Genomic DNA, 21,974 nt, shown 5'->3' with positions numbered 1-21,974 from the left:
ATTCAAGTTCTTTTTTTTGGAACACAGATTTAAGAAATTATATAAATCTAAAAAAGACTTTACTACGCTCGACTTGACAATTTGCACTTGATTTTTGTTCTTGAACTTGTTCTTGAATTTTTATATGTTTTCTGCTAAATCTAAAGCTTTTTGTAAAGCGCCTAACTTGTTGTACACTTCTTGCATTTCGTTTTCTTCGGAGGAACTTTCTACAATTCCAGCTCCAGCTTGAAAATGTAAGGTATGATTTTTACTCAAAAAAGAACGAATCATAATAGCATGATTGAAATTACCTTCAAAATCTAATACTCCTATGGCGCCACCGTAGAAACTTCGATTGGTTTTTTCGATGTTTTCAATCAATTGTATGGCTTTTACTTTTGGCGCTCCTGTTAATGTTCCTGCTGGGAAAGTCTTCGCAACTAATTCCATAAAAGTATGATTTTCTTTTAATTTTCCCGATACTTTTGAAACCAAATGAATCACGTGAGAGAAAAACTGGACTTCTTTGTATTTTTCTACTTTTACTTCGTGGCAACTTCGACTTAAATCGTTTCTTGCTAAATCGACCAACATGACATGTTCGCTGTTTTCTTTGGTATCTTCGCCTAATTTTTTGGCTAATTCGGCATCTTGTTCGTCGTTTCCGGTGCGTTTGAACGTGCCTGCGATAGGATGAATTTCGGCATAATTGTTTTTGATTACTAATTGTGCTTCAGGTGATGAACCGAATATTTTGAAATTTCCGTAGTCGAAATAAAACAGATACTGTGAAGGATTGATGCTTCTTAAAGCTCTATAAACATTGAACTCATCACCTTTAAAACCTTGTGAAAATCTTCTAGATAACACCAATTGGAAAACATCACCACGTAAACAATGTTTCTTGGCTAACGAAACGTAGTTTTTGAATTCATCATCGGTTAAGTTTGAAGTTCCGTTTCCTGATTTTTGAAATGAAAAGGAAGCAAAATTTTTCGATTGTAATAATTGTTCAATTTCAGCGATATTATTGCTTCTATCAAAACTATGACAAAATAAATACGCTTCGTTTTTGAAATGATTAATCGCGATGATATTTTGATAAACAGCATAGAATAGTTCTGGAATTTCGTTTTCTGTTGATTTTTTAGCAATCGAAACTTTCTCAAAATACTGAATGGCATCGTAAGCTAAATAACCGAATAATCCTTGTGTTATGAATTTAAAATCTGACTTTTCTGTTTCAAATTGATTTGAAAAGTTTTCGATTTCTTTAACAACATTAACATCAGCATCAATTGGAATTATTTCTGAAAATCCATCTGGATAATTCATTTCAATTTTTTGATTTTCAACTTTTATGGAAGCAATCGGATTGAAACAGATGTACGAAAAACTGTTGTCATTTGCATGATAATCAGAACTCTCCAAAAGAATACTATTTGGAAATTTATCGCGAATTTTCAGGTAAACACTCACTGGCGTAATGGTGTCGGCAAGAATTTGTTTGTAATTGGTATGTAATTTATATTTTTTCATAATTATGTGATTTTTGACAATAAAAAAAGGCTTGTCGTGATTGACAAGCCTTTTCTATGTATTTGGTATTAAATTATACTATAGCAGGTTTCGCTCACGACGTTTGACGTAAGTTAGACCACCACCAAGTATTGTTTAAAATTGAAATCATGTTCTTAATTGTATGTTGCAAATATTTCTAATTAATTTTCGAATAAACAAATTTTTTAATATAAACTTGGATATTTTGTTGGATTTGCCTCATTCATAATCGCATATACTTTCTCAAAAATGTCTTCTGTTGAAGGCTTTGAGAAGTAATCTCCATCGGTTCCATAAGCAGGTCTGTGTGCTTTTGATGTTAGGGTTTGAGGTGCGCTATCTAAATGTTGGTAGGCTTTTTGATTTTCTACAATTTCTTGTAAAATATAAGCACTTGCTCCACCAGGAACGTCTTCATCAATTACTAATAAACGATTTGTTTTTGCTACCGATTTCACAATATCGTGATTGATATCGAAAGGTAAAAGCGATTGAATATCGATGATTTCAGCACTAATTCCAACTGATTCTAACTCATTTGCTGCTTGTTCTACCAAACGTAATGTAGAACCGTAAGAAACTAATGTAATATCAGTTCCAGTTTTAATCGTTTCAACTACTCCGATAGGTGTTTTGAATTCGCCTAAATTAGTTGGCATTTTCTCTTTTAAACGGTAACCGTTCAAACATTCTACAACCAATGCAGGTTCGTCTGTTTCTAATAAAGTGTTATAAAAACCAGCGGCTTTGGTCATGTTTCTTGGAACTAAAACGTGAATTCCTCTGATTGCATTGATAATCATTCCCATTGGTGAACCTGAATGCCAAACACCTTCTAAACGGTGACCACGAGTTCTGATAATTAATGGTGCTTTTTGACGACCGGCAGTTCTATATTGTAATGTCGCTAAATCGTCACTCATGATTTGGATAGCGTACAACAAATAATCTAAATATTGAATTTCTGCAATTGGACGTAATCCTCTCATTGCCATTCCAATTCCTTGACCTAAAATTGTAGCTTCACGAATTCCGACATCGGCAACACGTAATTCTCCATATTTTTCTTGCATTCCTTCCAAACCTTGGTTAACATCACCAATATTTCCTGAATCTTCACCAAAAATTAAGGTTTCAGGATATTTTGAAAAGATAGCATCAAAGTTATCTCTTAACACCAAACGAGCATCTACGTCTTCAGCAGTTGCGTCATAGGTTGGAGCTACTTCTTTTGATTTTAAAACGGTTTTATCCGATTGCGAAAATAAGTGCGAACTGAATTTTGGTTGGATTTTCTCCGTATAATTTTCAATCCAAGTAGCTAAAGTAGCACGAGAATTTTCTTTGATAATCATACGCAAAACTTTACGAGCTGCAACTAAAATATCTTTACGAATTGGTTCTTTTATTGACGCAACATCGTTAGCAATTTTCTCGATGAATACTTTGTTTTCACTTTGTGAAGCGATGGTATTTAACAAACCAACCAACTCTTGTTGCTCAGCTTTAATTGGAGCTGTAAAGTTTATCCAAGCTGTTTTTTTACCTTCTAAAACGTCTTTTTTAGCTTGGCTATCAATCTCATCTAATTCTTCAGAAGTAGCGATATTGTTTTCAATTAACCAAGTTTTCATTTTAGCTACACAGTCGAATTCTGCTTCCCAAGCCAAACGTTCTGCATTTTTGTAACGTTCGTGACTTCCAGAAGTTGAGTGACCTTGCGGTTGCGTTAATTCGCTTACGTGCACTAAAACAGGAACGTGTTCTTCACGCGCAATTTGCGATGCTTTTTGATAGGTTTCTACTAAAGCTGGGTAATCCCAACCTTTAACACGTAAGATTTCGTAACCGTTATTTTCTTCATCACGTTGGAAACCTTTTAAAATTTCTGAGATGTTTTCTTTAGTTGTTTGATGACGTGCGTGAACTGAAATTCCGTATTCGTCGTCCCAAACGCTCATTACCATTGGTACTTGTAAAACACCAGCAGCATTGATGGTTTCGAAGAATAAACCTTCAGAAGTAGAAGCATTTCCGATAGTTCCCCAAGCCACTTCGTTTCCGTTTTCAGAGAAGTTGGTTTGGTTGATTCCTGAAACATTTCTGTATATTTTTGAAGCCTGAGCTAATCCTAACAAACGCGGCATTTGCCCAGCAGTAGGAGAGATATCAGAACTCGAATTTTTTTGTTGTGTTAAGTTTTTCCAGTTACCATTTTCGTCTAACGAATGCGTAGCAAAGTGACCACCCATTTGACGACCAGCACTCATTGGATCAAAATTGATATCGGTATGACCATACAATCCAGCAAAGAATTGCTCAATATTCATAGCGCCAATTGCCATCATGAAAGTTTGATCACGATAGTAACCAGAACGAAAATCTCCGTTTTGGAAAGCTTTAGCAAGTGCTAATTGAGGCACTTCTTTTCCATCACCAAAAATTCCAAATTTAGCTTTACCAGTTAAAACTTCTTTTCTTCCTAGAAGACTACATTCTCTACTGATTCTGGCGATTTTATAATCGTTAATCACTTCTTTTTTGAAATCTTCAAAAGAAACTACTTCCGATGTTGTTGCTGTTTTCATAAGCCGAGTATACGAAATTGATAATTCAACAAATTTAATTAAAACGACTTATAAAACAATAGGAGGCATGATATTTTTTTAATTATTATTAAATTATCAATAGTTTTAATTTGAAAAACGCAATGAATTCATTTAAAAATAACTTTTTGTTGATGAATTGTTAATTAAATAGATAAAAATCTATTAAAACCATTTTCTAGTAAAAAGTGAAATTAATGTTTTAGGAGTTAGTGTAACTACAAAACGTACTTTTTCACCATAATTATTTGAGTTTAATTCAAATCCGTTTGAAGAGTAAACTGGTAAGAAAAGCTCAAAATAATCCGGTACAAGGTTCAAGTGAAGTCCTGAATCATAAACAAATTTAGCGCTATGGTATTTGTTTTTAAACATACCTACATCTCCATAAATTTGAATCCAATTCCAAATGTTTAATGTCCCATTTAATGTTGTCATCCATTGATTTGCATATCGAGTGTCAAATTTTGATTTTAAACCACCTTCTGCATAAACATATTGTTGACTGTAAATTCCTGTTGTTTCACTTCTTCCTAATAAATCATAATCAAACATATAATCGTTTGGTCTGTCTAAGCCAAAACTAAAGAAATCAGAATTTGTAGAATTATACATAAAAGCTCCAGCAAAAAATCTAAAACCTATTTGACGATTGTTTTTAAATAATTTTCTGTAATGAATTTCAGTTGCTACTTTTCCAAATGAATTAGCAATTTGTAAATCGTTTAATAAAGAATAATGCTTGGTTCCTTCTGATTGATAATTACCATATTTAAGATTAAAAACATTGTAATTTTCAGTATTAGAATCAATAGTAAATTCTGATTTATCACGATTAACATAAACTTGTCTTAGTTGTATGAATTCGTTTTTGTTTTTTCTTAAATTTTCATCTCTAAATCTAAATTGAATACTTGGTACTAGATTTGTATAGAAAGCATCAGTTGTGTAATGGAAACGATGACCTGTTAACATATATCTAATGTTATATAAATTTCCCTTTTCTCTAACATTATCATCGACAATTGCGGAAAATTTACCAACTATTTTACCAGTATTACTTGAAAACATTGGAGTAGCACTTAAAGAAAAAGGTTTATTAAGTATCGATCTATTATTAATTCGCATTCCTAATGCAATTCCGTCATAAATATTAAATTCTACTTCAGGAACATAAAATATTTGATTGTAATATGGTTCTTCTAAATCTTTGAAAAAGATAAATTTAAATGGACGATTGTTGAAGAAAAAACCTTTCAATGATTTCCAATTGTTTCTCAAATTATATTCTGGAACTTCATTATAATAATTAAGGGTTAATTTATCGGCGGCTAATCTTGGAATTACAAAAGTAGAATCGGTTTTAATATTAGTAATCCATATTTTATTAATCACCTGATTGTCTTTTAGTTGGTATAATGATATAGGAACGTTTGTATGTGTTTTATTTTTAATGTTTACCGTAATTGAATCTTCGGTTTTGGTTACTTTTCCAAATTTATAATCAATTAAATCACGTGTTTCTATTACAGTTCTAAAAAACCAATTGATGTCTTTTGGACTATTCTTCAGCATAACGGTTTCAAATTGACGCGAATTTGTTCCTAAATATTGATTTTCTTGAATGTATTCTTTAATTGTATTGTGAACAATTTCGTTTCCAAGATAACTATCAAGATATTTAAAACTCAATCCCGCTCTGTATTTACTTGCAATTTGCTCGTTAAATTTTATCAGTTTGTTTTTTGGCTCATTTAATGGTTGATCAAGATTTTTTCTTGCCATCAACATGTATAAATAATTATATTGTTGATTAAAATCAAGATTGATAAAATGATAGGATTTTAAAATTTTTAAGTTAGCAACATTTCCAGTCATTTTTAAATCTGGAAAATATTCGTCGGCATATTGCATCATTAAGAACACTTGAATTCCATCATAAATCCAATAATCTTTTCTTTGATTTAAGTTTAAATTCTCCTTTAAATAATTGTTTAAATAGGTTTTTAGAAATTTTAGTTCAAACATTAATTCGTTTGAAAAAGGACTTAAAAAACTAGGAAGTTGGTTTAAACCATAAAAAGGCTGACGAGCATAATCTTCTTGAGTAATTAAAATTTTAGTAGCTAAAGGCAACCCAAGTTTTGAAGCAGTAAAACGACTAACTCTATCAAAAATAATGGCTTTATCAATGTCTTTTACTCTATTATCTTCTAAACCACAACTTACTTCAATAATTTCATTTTTGTAAGTTTGATAAGTGTTTGTTGGTTGAACAACAATTGCAACGTCGCTCTTATTTTTAGAGTTTAATACTATTTTTTTAGAATCAGTTAGTTCCGTTGTGCTTATTTCCGAAAGATTACTTGATAGACTGTAATTTGTAGGAAGTTCAAATTCGATTTCGAAATCCGAAAAAGCATTTGGGATATCGTCTAAATTTTCATTGCTCTGCAAAACAAACTGTTTGTGTTCGTATCGAGATGGATTTAAAAACCAGTTTTTAAGCAAAATTCTACCATTACTTTCGTAGCCATATCTTGTAAATTTCGCATCAGGTATTTTGACTAAGTAAATTAAAGTATATGTGTCTTTTGAAAATGGTAATATAGGTTTGTTTAGTTGAAGTTTTACTAAATCAACTTTACCATTAGGTCTATTCCATTCAATAATTTGAGAATTTTCATCAACGATTGTTTTAATATCTGTAAATCCTCTTTCTTTTTCACTTGCCAAATGAAATGTTCTAACAAATTCATCAGAATATTTTTTTGCTAAAGCTGAAGATTTTGATGAAAAAGCATTGTTCCAATCGTTAAGAATAATGTGTTTAATTGTATCTTTAGTTGAGTTGTTAAATGTAAGAACTTGTTTAACCAAAAGCGTTTTTTCCTCTGTATTAATTCGTACAGTCATTTTTGATGCGTGCTGCGAATAAATCAGAAAAGGGAAAATAAAAACTATTATTTTTAAAACTAGCTTCAAATTAAAAAGGGCTTTTATAAGTTAGATGACAAATAAACTAAAAAGTTGCTTAATCAGATGCAAAATATAAAAATACTCGTACAATTGCATTAATATTAGCTTAAAATTAATTTAGAATATACTATAATGTTGTTAATCTTACATTTATATTCGTACTTTTGATAAAATTAGTTTTTATGCCCCCAAAATTACTCACCCTATTATTCCTTTTTTTTGGAATTACAATACAATCTCAAATTGTTATAAATGAGATCGACACAGATACACCAGGAACAGATCAGCTTGAGTTTGTAGAACTGAAATCTGCAACACCTAATTTTCCATTAGATGGATATGTTTTGGTTTTTTTCAATGAAACTAATAGTCTAAGTTATTATACAATTGATTTAGATGGATTTGAAACCGATTTTAATGGTATTTTTCATTTAGGTAACAATCAAGTTGTTCCAGCACCTTTGAAAATTTTTCCAAACGCAACAGTTCAAAATGGTCCTGATGTTATAGCTCTTTATTTAGGAAGTGATACTGATTTTCCTTTAAATACCTTAGCTACCAATAATAATGTTGTTGACGCAATTGCCTATAGAACTCAAAATGCTCAACTAAATCCCACTAATTTAATGGGTATTTTTAATCTGACTGTTTGTATAAATGAAAATGTAAATAGCTTGGTTACTTCTCAATCGATTCAAAGAAAGAATGATGGAACATATGAAGTAAAAGCTCCAACTCCTGGAATGAATAATGATGGAAGTGGTATTGTTCCAAATTATATAACAGTCACTACATCACAACCAGTTTTATCTGAAGGGAATAGTTTTAATTTTATTTTTACAACAAGTCAGCCCGTTCAAAATGAAACACTAATAATGAATTTTACTCTGAATAATGGTAATTTTAATATGGCAGATTTTTCTGGTGGATTAACAGTGACAATTCCAGTAGGGCAAACAACAACTCAAGCAGGAATAATTATAACGGATGATGGTTTAGATGAAGGTGATGAAGAAATGAAATTTGTTCTACAGTCATTACCAGTAGGGTATGTGGCTTATAATAACAATACAATTTATAGAGTTTACGATGCCAATTTTACAACAGATCCATGGGGGACACCTTTAAATCCTACATATAATGTCGTTACACCAACAACACCTGTAGGTTATTATGATTCATTAGAAGGTTTGTCAGGAAATGCATTAAAACAAGAATTGCAAAACATAATTGCAAATCCTGCTGTTGTAAGATTGCATAGTTATGCCGATATATGGGAAATTTTAAGAACTTCAGATAGAAATCCGTTGAATAATAACCAAGTTTGGTGTATGTATGTTGAAACTCCAATGGATAAACTTGATCAGCAAAATTCAAGTAGTATTGTTGGAAAATGGAATAGAGAACACATTTTTTGTCAATCTAGAGGAGGTTTTGAGGTAGCTCAGGGTGATACTGCTGATGGAATAAATGTTTGGAATTCTACAGGACCTCTTACAACTACTGATGGTGTTTCAGATGCACATCATATTAGAGCCGAAAATGGCCAGGAAAATTCGTCAAGAAATAATAAAAATTACGGAACTGTTACTACTTCAACTGTTTATTCTGGACCAGCAGGAACGCAAGGTTCATGGAGAGGTGATGTAGCTAGAGCTTTATTTTATATGGCTGTTCGATTTGAAAGTTTGAGTATTCAGAATGGTGATCCAAGTGAATGTAATGGTGCTTGTAACGGTGATGGAACAAACCCATCATACCAAATAGGTGATTTAGCTACTTTGTTAAATTGGCATACAGCTGATCCTCGTGACGATTTTGAGATGAATAGAAATAATTATATCTTCACTTGGCAAATGAATCGTAATCCTTTTATTGATCATCCTAGTTTAGCAAGTTATATTTACGGAGCAAATTTTGGACAACCATGGTCGTCTACTTTATCCTCTCAAACTCCAATAGCTAATAAAGTAGCTGTTTATCCAAATCCTGCATCAGATTATTTAATGGTTTCTGGATTAAATGGAACTTCTAAAGCTGAAATTTATACGGTTACGGGTCAATTGGTTCAAAATCAAGAATTTGAAAACGATGTTCGAATTTTCTTAGATCTTCCTAGCGGCATTTATTTAGTAAAGGTTACTAATGGTTTAGAAACAACTACTAAAAAAATCATTGTTAAATAGGGCGCTTTTTTCCTAAAAAATGTTAAAACAAGTTAAATTACTAACTTAAAAATTTTGTTTGGCAACATTATTGTTTAATTTAGGATTATAATTGTTAAAATTAAAAATTATGAAAACGATTCAGAATAAGACTGCGACGATTTTTGGAGTATTAATTTTAGTGTTTATGTTGGTAGTTCCAACAGATGTTTTTTCTCAAGGTCCACCACCATGGGCTCCAGCACACGGATATAGAGCTAAAACAAGACATATTTACTTTCCTGACCAAAATATGTACTATGACATTCAAAAAGGTGTTTATATTTATTTTAATAATGGTAAATGGGCTGTAAGTGTAAAAGTACCTTCAGTATTTGTAGGTATTAATCTTGGAAGAAGTACACAAATAGAATTGGATTTTTATGGCGATAGTCCGCAACGTTACAACTATTCGCATAAAACAAAATATAAAGCTAAAAAGCACAAATCTAAATATTACCAAAAAGCAAAAAATCATGGTAATAATGGAAAAGCCAAAGGTCACGGAAAAGGCCATGGTAAATAAATTTAATAAAAAAAGCCAGGATAAACATCCTGGCTTTTTTTATTAAATTCCTGCTATTACTTTCAGTTCACTAACAAAACGTTCAGCTAATACATCGGCTTCAGATTGTGTTGGAGCTTCAGTATATATTCTGATAATTGGCTCTGTATTTGATTTTCTTAAATGTACCCATTCTGTAGGAAAATCAATTTTAACACCATCAATAGTTGATATGTTTTCCGATTTGTATTTATTAGTTAGCGTAGCTAAAACATTGTCTACATCAATTTGAGGCGTTAATTCAATTTTATTTTTACTCATAAAATATTGAGGATAACCAGCTCTAATTTCAGCAACTGTTTTGTCTTGATTTGCCAAATACGTTAAAAATAAAGCAACACCCACCATACTATCTCTTCCGTAGTGCGATTCAGGATAAATAATTCCTCCGTTTCCTTCACCACCAATAATAGCATTGGTTTTCTTCATCAATTCCACAACATTTACTTCACCTACGGCACTTGCTTGATATGATCCACCATGTTTTTCAGTTATATCGCGTAATGCTCTTGAAGATGACATATTAGAAACAGTATTTCCTGGTGTTTTGCTCAAAACATAATCTGCAATTGCAACCAAAGTATATTCTTCACCAAACATTTCTCCGTCATTTGATATAAAAGCCAAACGATCAACATCTGGGTCAACTACAATTCCAAAATCAGCTTTTTCTTCAACAACTAGTTTGCAAATATCACCTAAGTGTTCTTTTAAAGGTTCTGGGTTATGAGGAAAGTGTCCGTTTGGTTCACAATACAATTTTACAACTTCAACACCCATTTGTTCTAGTAAATTTGGAATAATTACACCACCAGATGAATTTACACCATCTACTACAACTTTAAATTTTTTAGTTTTTACTAAATCAGCATCCACTAAAGGTAATTCTAAAACTTCATCAATATGAATATCCATATAAGCGTTGTTCTCGGTAACTTCTCCTAATGAATCAACATCAGCAAAGTCAAAGGCTTCTGATTCGGCGATTTCTAAAATTTTAGCACCATCAGCACCATTTAAAAATTCACCTTTTTCATTTAATAACTTAAGCGCGTTCCATTGTTTTGGATTGTGCGATGCTGTTAAAATAATACCACCATCTGCTTTTTCTAAAGGAACAGCAATTTCAACTGTTGGAGTAGTTGATAAATCCAAATCAATTACGTCAATTCCTAATCCAATTAAAGTGTTCACTACTAGATTGTGAATCATCGGTCCCGAAATACGAGCATCACGACCAATAACCACTTTTAATTTTTCTTTAGAACTATTTTGTTTTAAAAAGGTTCCATATGCGGAGGCAAATTTTACAGCGTCAACTGGAGTTAAGTTATCTCCAACTTTTCCGCCAATGGTTCCTCTAATTCCAGATATCGATTTTATTAATGTCATTTCTATTTAAAAATTTAGATGTTGAATGGTTAAAAATTTGTTTTAACCTAATACAAATATAAAAAGTTCAACTTTGCTATTCTATAAAACTTGTAAAGATTTTTATATATTTACGGAAACATCTAGTACAACTTAATGAATTTTCTCGCGCATATTTATTTATCTGGTGATGATGATTTTGTCAAAATTGGCAATTTCATGGCAGATAGTATACGAGGTACTCAGTACTTAGAATATCCAAACGACATTCAAAAAGGCGTTTTACTGCATCGTCATATAGATAGTTTTACCGATTCGCATCCTATTTATCGTAAAAGTAAACACCGTTTGCATGAAAAATACGGTCATTATTCTGGAGTAATTATGGACATTGCTTATGATCATTTTTTAGCTAAAAACTGGAAACGATATTCAGATATTCCGCTAGAATTGTATGCAGATGATTTTTATAAATTGGCTCAAAAACACTATGATATTTTAACCGATAGAGTAAAAGGGATGTTGCCTTATATGATTGGTCGAAATTGGTTGGTAAGCTATGCTACTATTGCAGGATTAGAAATGATTTTATTCCAAATGGATTACAGAACCAAACATCGTGTACACATGCAAGAGGCAATAACTGAAATCCAAGAGTTTTATGAAGACTTTGAGTCGGAATTCTTTCTTTTTTTCGATGAATTAATGCTTTCGTGCGAACTTAAATTAAATGATTTAAATGAAATTTTGTAACGATTTAGAAATAGAATTACGAAAAAACGCTAATGCTGAACAGGCAATTCCGATGGAAAATTACATGAAAAATAATTTTACTTATTTAGGAATTAAAACAGACGCTAGAAGAGCAATTTTTAAATCAAATTATGAGCAAAATAAAGCCGAAATAAAAGTTGATTTTAGAAACATTGCTTGGGAATTGTTCCAGATGAAAGAACGCGAATTTCATCAATGTGCTATAGATTTATTGGTAAAAGAATGGAAAAAGAATTACGTTTTACAAGATATTACTTTCATTGAGCAATTGATTGTTACCAATTCTTGGTGGGATTCCGTTGATGTTATTGCAAAATATTTGCTTGGAGGTTATTTAGCGCAGTTTCCATCTGAAATTTTAAAAGTGGTAGAGCGTTTTTCAAATTCGGATAATATGTGGTTGAATCGAAGTGCTATTTTGTTTCAATTGAGTTATAAAGAAAAAACTGATTTTGAATTGTTAAAATCGGAATGTGAAAAGCACAAAGAATCTAAGGAATTTTTTATTCAAAAAGCAATTGGTTGGGCTTTACGCGATTATAGCAGATTCAATCCAAATGGTGTAAAAGAATACGTAAATTCGACCAATTTAAAACCATTAAGTAGAAGGGAAGCCTTACGTTTACTATAAAATTGTTTTATTTTTTGCTCTAAAAGATTTACCTTCGTAAAATACTTTAAAACAATGCCTAGAAATAAATCTTTTTCAATAAAAACGTTTTTACATAGAACCTTCAGACGTTTAGAACGGTTTATTTTTCTTTTAAAATCGCTTTTAACACCAAGGCAATTTATCTATGCTTCTTGTGTATTAGTTGGGATTTCTTCTGCATTAGCCGTAATTATATTAAAAACGTTTGCACACTGGGTTTTTAAATCGTCTCAAAAATTAGATGATTTTTTGCATTTGCCTTTTAGTAACAGTACACTTCCTATAATCGGAATTATTATTACGGTTATAATTGTAAAAAAAGTATTGGATGGTTCTATCGAAAAAGGAACAGCCCAAATCATGTATGCTGTTGCTAAAAAAAGAGGAATTATGCCTCGCAAGCAAATGTTTGCCCAAATCATCACAAGTTCCTTTACTGTAGGTATGGGAGGTAGTGCCGGACTTGAATCACCAATTACCATTACCGGAGCAGCATTTGGTTCTAATTATGCTCAAAATTACCGTTTAAGTTATAAAGACAGAACCTTACTTTTAGCTTGTGGTGTAGCCGCTGGTATTGCTGCAGCCTTTAACGCGCCAATTGCTGGAGTATTATTTGCCATCGAAGTAATATTAGCCGAAATCAGTATTACAGCTTTTATTCCTATCATGATTAGTGCTGCTACTGGAGCATTAATTTCAACAATTGTATTAAATGAAGACATTTTGTTTTCGTTTAAGAAGGTGCAATTTTTCGATTATCATAATTTAGTCTATTATATTTTATTGGGAATTTTAAGCGGTTTTGTATCCATAAATTATGCACGAACATTTCGTAAAATAGAACATTATTTTGCAGGTTTAAAATTCAATGTTATCAATAAAGCTTTGTTCGGAGCAAGTATTTTAGGAGTTCTAATTTTCTTGTTTCCATCGTTATTTGGTGAGGGATATGAAAGTATTAAAATCCTTGCCGATAACAACGCAGTTCAATTAGTTCAAAATACTGTTTTTGAACGTTTTGAAAACAATTCTTGGGTTTTGTTGTTTTTTGTCGGAGCAACGATGTTGATTAAGGTTTATGCAACAAGTTTAACGCTTGGAGCAGGAGGAAACGGTGGTAACTTTGCTCCGTCATTATTTGTGGGTTCTTACTTAGGTTTTTGCGTTTCGTATTTTATTAATTTAACCGGATTAGCAAAATTATCAGTTGGGAATTTTACCTTAGTTGGAATGGCTGGAATTCTTAGTGGATTGTTTCATGCGCCATTAACGGCAATTTTCCTTATTGCTGAGATTACCGGAGGTTATAATCTGATGGTACCTTTAATGATTGTGTCATCGGTTAGTTTTGCTATTTCAAAACGATTTGAACCGTATTCGTTCGATATTAAAAATTTAGCGGATAAAGGAGAAGTTTTTACAGACAATCGCGATACCAATATTTTGAATTCTATTGATGTTGCAAAACTGATTCAAACCGATTTTAAAGCCGTTTCGATAAGTAAGAATTTAGAAGAACTTGTTGAGAAAATCCAACAGTCTGATGCCGATATTTTCCCTGTTTTGGATGAAAACAATAAATTATTAGGAATTATTTTGTTAGATGAAATCCGACCTATTGTATTTTCGTCTTTTAAAATAAAATATACGTCTACCGATGAGGTGATGCAATATCCAAAGGAAATTATCTTTTACGACGAAACCTTAGAAACCATCATGGAAAAATTCGATACTTCGGGTTGTAAAGTATTACCAGTTTTAAAAGATGGAATTTTCCTTGGATTTATCCACAAACAGTTGGTTTTAGAAAAATACAGAATGCGATTAAAATCGATGATTATCGAATAAATTAATAGAAATTATGTCTACTATACATCTTCAAGATTTCAAATTTTCAATGCCTTTAAACATTCGTTGGAATGATTTAGACCCATTAAATCACGTAAATAATGTGTACTATTTTGAATATTTTCAAGTTGGACGCGGTTATTATATGCCAACTGCTTGTCCAAAATGGGATTGGACAAAACACATGTTTGTAATTGCGCACATTGAATGCGATTATTTTAAAGAATTAAAATTGTTGGCAAATAAACCAAGTATCAAAATTAGAACGGCTTCGTTAGGTGCCAAGAGTTTTGAAATAGAATATCTAATTACCAGTTTCGATAAAGAAAATAACGAAGTTATACATGCTAAAGGAAAAAGTGTTCAGGTTTTAATTGACACAACAGTAGGGAAATCTATTGAAATTCCAGATTGGATGCGCGAAGCGATTACGAAATACGAACCTGCTTTGTAAATCAATTTTAAATTTAAACTCATTAGTTATTCTTCGTTCAAAATAGTATCTTTGCGTTTTGCCAAAAATTATGCAACACACAACAGAAGAAACTATCGAAATTATTGGTGCTAGAGCCCATAATCTTAAAAATATAGATGTATCTATTCCTCGCGAAAAACTGGTGGTTATTACTGGTTTATCGGGTTCGGGAAAGTCGTCTTTAGCTTTCGATACTATTTATGCAGAAGGTCAAAGAAGGTACATTGAAACTTTTTCGGCTTATGCACGTCAGTTTTTGGGCGGTTTAGAGCGTCCAGATGTTGATAAAATAGACGGTTTGTCTCCTGTAATTGCAATTGAACAAAAAACGACAAGTAAATCACCACGTTCCACTGTTGGTACAATTACTGAAATCTACGATTTTTTACGTTTGTTATACGCTAGAGGTGCCGATGCTTTTAGTTACAATACTGGCGAGAAAATGGTTTCGTATTCCGATGAGCAAATTAAAGCGTTAATTCTAGAAGATTTCAACGGAAAACGCATCAATATTTTGGCTCCAGTTGTTCGTTCTCGTAAAGGACATTATCGCGAATTATTTGAACAAATTGCCAAACAAGGATTTTTAAAAGTTCGTGTCAATGGTCAAATCCGCGATTTAGAATACGGAATGAAAGTGGATCGATACAAAACACACGACATCGAAATTGTTATTGATAGAATGGCAATTGATACAGATGAAGATACCGATAAACGATTAACAGAAAGCATCAAAACCGCTATGTATCATGGTGAAGATGTTATGATGGTAATCGAGCAAGAAAGTCAAGAAGTTCGTTTTTACAGTCGTAATTTAATGTGTCCTTCATCTGGAATTTCATACCCAAATCCAGAACCAAATAATTTCTCATTCAATTCACCTAAAGGTGCTTGTCCGTGTTGTAACGGATTGGGAACGGTGAATGAAATTAACTTGCGAAAAATAATTCCTAATCCTAAGTTATCAATAAAAAATGGTGGTTTTGCGCCATTAGGAGAATTCAAAAGTTCTTGGATTTTTAAGCAATTGGAAATTATTGCTCAAAAATTTGAGTTTAAGATTACCGATGCAATAGAAGATATTCCACAAGAAGCCTTAGACATGATTTTGCATGGCGGAAACGAGAAGTTTTCTGTTGTTTCTAAAGTAATGGGAATTACTAAAGATTATAAAATTGATTTTGAAGGAATTTCGAATTTCATCAAAAATCAGTACGATAATTCCGATTCGGCAAGTATCAAACGTTGGGCAAAAGAATTCATGGACGAAAACGAATGTCCAGAATGTAATGGAACGCGTTTAAGAAAAGAATCGTTGTACTTTAAACTAAATGGTAAAAACATTGGCGAATTAGTGCAAATGGATGTAGCCGAACTTTCAGAATGGTTTTCTGATTTGCCAAATCATTTATCGGAAAAACAACAAGTTATTGCTGTTGAGGTTATGAAAGAAATCACGGCAAGATTGCAATTTCTTTTAGATGTTGGATTGAATTATTTGTCATTAAATCGTAGTTCAAAATCGCTTTCAGGTGGTGAAGCACAACGTATTCGTTTGGCAACACAAATAGGTTCGCAATTAGTTGGAGTTTTGTACATTTTAGATGAGCCAAGTATTGGATTGCATCAACGTGACAACGAGCGATTAATTAAATCGTTAGAAAGTTTACGTGATATCGGAAATTCGGTAATCGTTGTAGAGCACGATAAAGATATGATTGAACGTGCTGATTATGTGATTGATATTGGACCAAAAGCGGGTCGTTTTGGCGGACAAATTATCAGCAAAGGAACACCAAAAGAATTATTGAAAGAAAATACCATTACCGCACAATACATGAATGGTAAAATGAGTATAGAAGTTCCAAAATCACGTCGTGAAGGGAATGGGAAATCATTAAAGCTTTCTGGTGCAACTGGAAATAATTTAAAAAATGTTTCGATTGAAATACCTTTAGGTAAATTAGTTTGCGTAACCGGTGTTTCGGGTAGTGGAAAATCAACGTTGATTAACGAAACATTATATCCAATTTTAAATACGCATTTTTTCAATGCTGTTAAAAAACCACAACCTTACAAAAAAATTGAAGGATTAGAACATATCGATAAAGTAATAGACATCGATCAAAGTCCGATTGGAAGAACTCCACGTTCCAATCCGGCAACATATACCGATGTTTTTTCGGAAATTAGAAGTTTGTATACGCAAACTCCTGAAGCGATGATTCGTGGTTACAAACCAGGAAGATTTAGTTTCAATGTAAAAGGAGGTCGTTGTGAAACTTGTGAAGGTTCTGGAGTACGCACAATTGAAATGAGTTTTTTACCTGATGTTTATGTGGAATGTGAAACCTGTATGGGAAAACGTTTTAACAGAGAAACATTGGAAATTCGTTACAAAGGAAAATCAATTTCTGATGTATTGAATATGACGGTTGATGAAGCAGTTGATTTCTTCGAAAATATTCCAAAAATCTACAGAAAAATCAAAACGATTCAAGATGTTGGATTGGGCTATATCACATTAGGTCAGCAAAGTACAACACTTTCCGGAGGAGAAGCACAACGTATTAAATTGTCAACTGAATTATCTAAAAAAGATACAGGAAATACGTTTTACATTTTAGACGAACCTACAACTGGATTGCATTTTGAAGACATTCGCGTTTTAATGGATGTAATAAATGTGTTGGTTGACAAAGGAAATACGGTTTTAATTATCGAGCATAATTTAGATGTTGTAAAACTTGCCGATTATGTAATCGACATTGGTTACGAAGGTGGAAAAGGTGGAGGAGAAGTGGTTGCAAAAGGAACTCCAGAAGAAATTGTAAAAAATAAGAAGAGTTATACTGCTCAGTTTTTGAAAAAAGAATTATCTTAGCAATCTAATTACTTCACACAACAACACTGCTAAACTTTATTATTAACTTTAATGATTTGTTTATTAACAAATTGACTAAAATTATTATGGCAGCAGATCAATACGAAAACGAAGATCACAGAATTCAGGAAAAATTCAAGCAAAAGACTTGGAATGAAATAAGAACTAATGATTCATGGGCAATTTTTAAAATCATGTCAGAATTCGTAAATGGTTACGAATCAATGGGAAGAATTGGTCCTTGTGTATCTATTTTTGGTTCAGCAAGAACAAAACCAGAAGACAAATACTATTTATTAGCTGAAAAAATTGCTTTCAAAATCAGTAAAGCAGGATACGGCGTTATAACAGGTGGTGGTCCTGGTATCATGGAAGCAGGAAATAAAGGAGCACATTATGGTGGCGGTACATCAGTAGGTTTAAACATCGAATTGCCTTTTGAGCAACACTTTAATCCGTACATCGATAAGGATAAAAACTTAAATTTTGATTACTTTTTCGTGAGAAAAGTAATGTTTGTAAAATATTCACAAGGTTTCGTGGTAATGCCAGGAGGTTTTGGAACTTTAGACGAATTATTTGAAGCGATAACATTAATTCAGACTAAGAAAATTGGAAAATTCCCAATTATTTTAGTAGGAACAGAATTCTGGTCCGGTTTATTAGATTGGATTAAAAATGTCATGATTGACAAAATGAAAAATGCCAGTCCAGATGATATGAACTTAATCAAAGTGGTTGATACAGAAGATGAGGTGTTAGAAGCATTAGATAACTTCTATAAAAAATACAATTTATCTCCCAATTTCTAAAAAAGCAAAAGTCCTTCAAATCGAAGGACTTTTTTTATTTTGAAAGGAATTCTTTGATTTTGTTTATCACAGCTTCATCGCCTAAAATTTTACGATGCCCTAAACCTTCTGTAATAATCAATTCTGAACCTTGAAGGTGTTCGTGAATATGATAAGCCGCTTTAACTGATACATCATCATCTTCTTTATCATGCATAATTAAAACAGGAATATTGATTGTTTTTGCAGCTTTGTAAGCCGAATAATCATCCATTTTTCCTGCAAATCTTTTCTCAAAATGATCTCTCAATTTGATTCCGTATTCTGGTTTTAATTGTAGTTTCTTTATAAAATCATCAATAATATCTTGTATAATATCACCAGCTCCAATAGTAACTGCTCTTTTAACATTCAGATTTTGCTTTATAGCATTCAAAACCGACATACCACCAAGAGAATGTCCAATCGCATATTCAAACGAACCATATTGTTTTTCCAACTCTAAAATCGAAGCGATAAACTCGGTCATTATCGAATAATTTCCTTTTGATTTTCCATGAGCAGGCGCATCAAAACTTATGGTCATGTAGTCCATTTTCAATAACTCATCTGCAATTTTAACCAATTGTGTTCCTCTTCCAGACCAACCATGAACTAAAAGTACTTTTTTATCGCTTTTGCCATATTCATATACAACAATTTCTTTGTTTATTGCAGGAACCATAATACTTTTTTGAACACTTTCGCGTTCCATATGTAATTCACGCTTTGGTAATTTATGCTTTATGGGAGTAGTAAAAAGTTTAGCAGCAAACTTAGTAGTTAATGCTGGAGAAACTGCTTGTAAAAACTTAGCAGTTAACAAAATAGCTTTAGGGATTTCAATTACCTGAGCTTGTTTTTGTTTCTTTTTAGACATTTTATAAAATTTTGCGCAAGTTACAACTTATGTAGATTTTGTTTTCAAATTCATTTATAAAATAAAGTTAAAACTAATGATTTAGAATGGTATAAAATTTGGTGTCTTTTTCTATAATTAAAACTATAAATTGTATTTTTGTTAAAATTTAAACTTATGAATTATAAATCTAAAATTATCGCCGTAGCAGTTCTAGCAATTGTGGCATCTTGTGCAAAAAATCCTTTTACAGGAAAAAGTACTTTGGCTTTAGTGCCTAATAGCGAAATTTTACCTTCTGCTTTTCAACAATATAATCAGTTTTTATCTGAAAATAAAGTAATTACGGGTACAAGCGATGCAAAAAGAGTAGAGACAGTTGGATCTAAAATCAAAGTTGCCGCTGAACGCTGGTTAAATGCTAACGGATATGCTAATTATTTAGAAGGATATGCTTGGGAATATAAATTAGTAGATAGCAAAGAAGTAAATGCTTGGTGTATGCCTGGAGGAAAAATCGTTTTTTATACGGGTATTATGCCAATTTGTAAAGACGATGCTGGAATGGCTACGGTAATGGGACACGAAGTGGCTCACGCTTTAGCGAATCATGGTCAGCAACGTATGAGCGCTGGAGTTTTACAACAAGCGGGTGCTGCTGGTGTTGCAGTTGCAACTGGAAGTAAATCGCAAGAAACGCAACAATTGGCTATGACGGCTTATGGAGCAACAACACAATTTGGTGGAATGTTACCATTTAGTAGAGCGCATGAAAGTGAAGCGGATATGATTGGATTAACATTAATGGCTATTGCAGGTTACAATCCTGATACTGCTGTTGCATTTTGGGAAAGAATGGCAGCACAATCGGGAGGGCAATCACCACCAGAATTTATGAGTACACACCCTAGTAATGCAACTCGTATTGCTAAGATTAAGGAATTAATTCCACAAGCTAAAGCTGAAGCGGCTAAGTTTGGAGTAACTTTTAAATAATTAAAAAATTACTATTATATTTGAATCCCGACATTGTCGGGATTTTTTATTTTAAAACATAAGCTATGCAAAAACTACAAAAAGGAGATTCAAAGTTATTAAACGCTTGGGCTTTTTACGATTGGGCAAATTCAGTTTACGCTTTAGTAATTTCTTCTACTATATTTCCTTTGTATTATGGTGCTTTATTTCGTCATAAAAACATCGATGAAATAGTTCTTTTTGGATTGTCTATTCGTAGCGAAGCTTTAATAAGTTATGTTACAGCATTAGGATTTTTAATCATTGCTTTTATCTCACCTTTATTATCTGGAATTGCAGATTATATGGGAAATAAAAAGTTTTTCTTAAAACTTTTCTGCTATGTAGGAGCTATTTCATGTATGTCTTTGTACTTTTTTTCTATTGATGATGAAAAGGTTGTTTTAAGTTTGATTTCCTATTTGTTGGCTTTAATAGGTTTTTGGGGAAGTTTGGTTTTTTATAATTCATATTTGCCAGATATTGCTCATAAAGAACAACAAGATGGAATTAGTGCCAAAGGTTTTAGTTTGGGCTACATTGGTAGCGTTTTGTTGCTGCTTGTCTGTTTAGGAATGGTAATGTCTGTTGCAGATGATTACAAACTGCAAATGATGCGTTATTCTTTTCTTTTAGTAGGAATTTGGTGGATAGGTTTTAGTCAATATACTTATTATTATTTGCCTAACAACAAAAACGACAATAAGCTACACCGAAATGTAATTTTCAATGGTTTTAAAGAGTTATTAAAAGTGTGGCATCAACTAAAAGAGTTAAAACCTCTACGTCGTTATTTAGCTGCTTTTTTTGTTTACAGTATGGCAGTTCAAACCATTATGATTATTGCTGCTTATTTTGGTGAAAAAGAAGTAAAATGGGGAAGTGATAGCAAGCGAACTATTGGTTTAATAGTTAGTGTTTTATTGATTCAGTTAATTGCAGTTTTAGGAGCTTGGTTAACCTCAAAAGCATCGGCTAAATTTGGAAACATAAAAGTGCTTATTTTTATTAATTTCTCATGGATTTTAATTTGTACGTATGCTTATTTTGTAGTTACTCCAAATGATTTTTACATTGCTGCCGCCTTTGTAGGTTTGGTAATGGGAGGAATTCAATCGCTTTCACGTTCTACTTATTCTAAATTTATTCCAGATGGAACAAACGATACAACATCTTTCTTTAGTTTTTATGATGTTGCCGAGAAAATTGGTATTGTAATCGGTATGTTTACATATGGTTATATTGCCGATGTAACAGGAAAAATTCAAAATGCGATCTTATTTTTAATTTTATTTTTTGTTGTAGGACTACTTTTATTATTTCGAGTGCCTAAAAAATAAAATATCTTTTTATATTTGGAAACAT

General features: G+C 32.1%; 15 protein-coding genes. 10 read left to right on the top strand and 5 right to left on the bottom strand.

The genetic code is table 11. From position 1 onward, the window contains the following. Positions 1-120: 120 nt before the first annotated feature. From LOS89_RS08200 to LOS89_RS08190, 3 genes are all read right to left on the bottom strand, one after another. Positions 121-1,521, bottom strand: coding sequence for an anthranilate synthase component I family protein (locus LOS89_RS08200; protein WP_231834795.1), 1,401 nt, complete (start codon positions 1,519-1,521; stop codon positions 121-123). A gap of 206 nt (positions 1,522-1,727) precedes the next feature. Next, positions 1,728-4,130: an alpha-ketoacid dehydrogenase subunit alpha/beta gene (locus tag LOS89_RS08195; RefSeq protein ID WP_231834794.1), complete on the bottom strand. Its 2,403-nt coding sequence runs from the start codon at positions 4,128-4,130 to the stop codon at positions 1,728-1,730. A gap of 183 nt (positions 4,131-4,313) precedes the next feature. Further along, entirely contained in the window at positions 4,314-7,064 is a 2,751-nt protein-coding gene (locus LOS89_RS08190) for a gluzincin family metallopeptidase (RefSeq protein WP_231834793.1), read from the bottom strand. A 245-nt stretch (positions 7,065-7,309) separates the two neighbouring features. Between LOS89_RS08190 and LOS89_RS08185 the strand changes: the two genes are divergently transcribed. Together LOS89_RS08185 and LOS89_RS08180 are read left to right on the top strand one after the other, a co-directional pair. Then, positions 7,310-9,313, top strand: coding sequence for an endonuclease (locus LOS89_RS08185; RefSeq protein WP_231834792.1), 2,004 nt, complete (start codon positions 7,310-7,312; stop codon positions 9,311-9,313). A gap of 109 nt (positions 9,314-9,422) precedes the next feature. Next, the gene (locus tag LOS89_RS08180) at positions 9,423-9,857 is read left to right on the top strand and encodes a hypothetical protein (RefSeq protein ID WP_231834791.1); all 435 of its coding nucleotides are present in this window, start codon (positions 9,423-9,425) and stop codon (positions 9,855-9,857) included. A 42-nt stretch (positions 9,858-9,899) separates the two neighbouring features. Here the strand turns inward: LOS89_RS08180 and glmM are convergent, their stop codons facing one another. Then, positions 9,900-11,288: a phosphoglucosamine mutase gene (glmM, locus tag LOS89_RS08175; RefSeq protein WP_231834790.1), complete on the bottom strand. Its 1,389-nt coding sequence runs from the start codon at positions 11,286-11,288 to the stop codon at positions 9,900-9,902. 135 nt (positions 11,289-11,423) lie between these two features. Here glmM and LOS89_RS08170 point away from each other — a divergent pair, with 135 nt between their 5' ends. The 6 genes from LOS89_RS08170 (at position 11,424) to LOS89_RS08145 (ending at position 18,715) form a co-directional block, all read left to right on the top strand. After that, positions 11,424-12,020, top strand: coding sequence for an acyl carrier protein phosphodiesterase (locus LOS89_RS08170; RefSeq protein WP_231834789.1), 597 nt, complete (start codon positions 11,424-11,426; stop codon positions 12,018-12,020). Next, a complete protein-coding gene (locus LOS89_RS08165; protein ID WP_231834788.1) occupies positions 12,007-12,672 on the top strand; it encodes a DNA alkylation repair protein in 666 nt (221 codons plus the stop codon). The genes LOS89_RS08170 and LOS89_RS08165 overlap by 14 nt, the downstream gene beginning before the upstream one ends. Positions 12,673-12,726: 54 nt before the next feature. Further along, a complete protein-coding gene (locus LOS89_RS08160) occupies positions 12,727-14,544 on the top strand; it encodes a chloride channel protein (RefSeq protein WP_231834787.1) in 1,818 nt (605 codons plus the stop codon). A gap of 13 nt (positions 14,545-14,557) precedes the next feature. Further along, on the top strand, positions 14,558-14,998 hold the full coding sequence (locus LOS89_RS08155) for an acyl-CoA thioesterase (RefSeq protein ID WP_231834786.1): 441 nt from the start codon (positions 14,558-14,560) through the stop codon (positions 14,996-14,998). 70 nt (positions 14,999-15,068) lie between these two features. Further along, positions 15,069-17,903 (top strand): excinuclease ABC subunit UvrA, encoded by a 2,835-nt coding sequence (uvrA, locus tag LOS89_RS08150; protein WP_231834785.1) that lies wholly within the window; start codon positions 15,069-15,071, stop codon positions 17,901-17,903. Positions 17,904-17,989: 86 nt separating this feature from the next. Beyond that, positions 17,990-18,715, top strand: coding sequence for an LOG family protein (locus LOS89_RS08145; protein ID WP_231834784.1), 726 nt, complete (start codon positions 17,990-17,992; stop codon positions 18,713-18,715). Between the two features lie 34 nt (positions 18,716-18,749). On the opposite strand, the gene LOS89_RS08140 is transcribed toward LOS89_RS08145, so the two are convergent. Further along, positions 18,750-19,613: an alpha/beta fold hydrolase gene (locus LOS89_RS08140; protein WP_231834783.1), complete on the bottom strand. Its 864-nt coding sequence runs from the start codon at positions 19,611-19,613 to the stop codon at positions 18,750-18,752. Between the two features lie 156 nt (positions 19,614-19,769). Between LOS89_RS08140 and LOS89_RS08135 the strand changes: the two genes are divergently transcribed. Further along, a complete protein-coding gene (locus LOS89_RS08135) occupies positions 19,770-20,588 on the top strand; it encodes a M48 family metallopeptidase (RefSeq protein ID WP_231834782.1) in 819 nt (272 codons plus the stop codon). Positions 20,589-20,653: 65 nt separating this feature from the next. Continuing rightward, positions 20,654-21,949, top strand: a complete 1,296-nt coding sequence (locus LOS89_RS08130; RefSeq protein WP_231834781.1) for an MFS transporter — start codon at positions 20,654-20,656, stop codon at positions 21,947-21,949. Positions 21,950-21,974: the final 25 nt, after the last annotated feature.

Source organism: Flavobacterium channae, from assembly GCF_021172165.1.
Taxonomy (GTDB): Bacteria; Bacteroidota; Bacteroidia; order Flavobacteriales; family Flavobacteriaceae; genus Flavobacterium; species Flavobacterium channae.
This window is presented reverse-complemented; position numbering and strand designations above follow the sequence as displayed.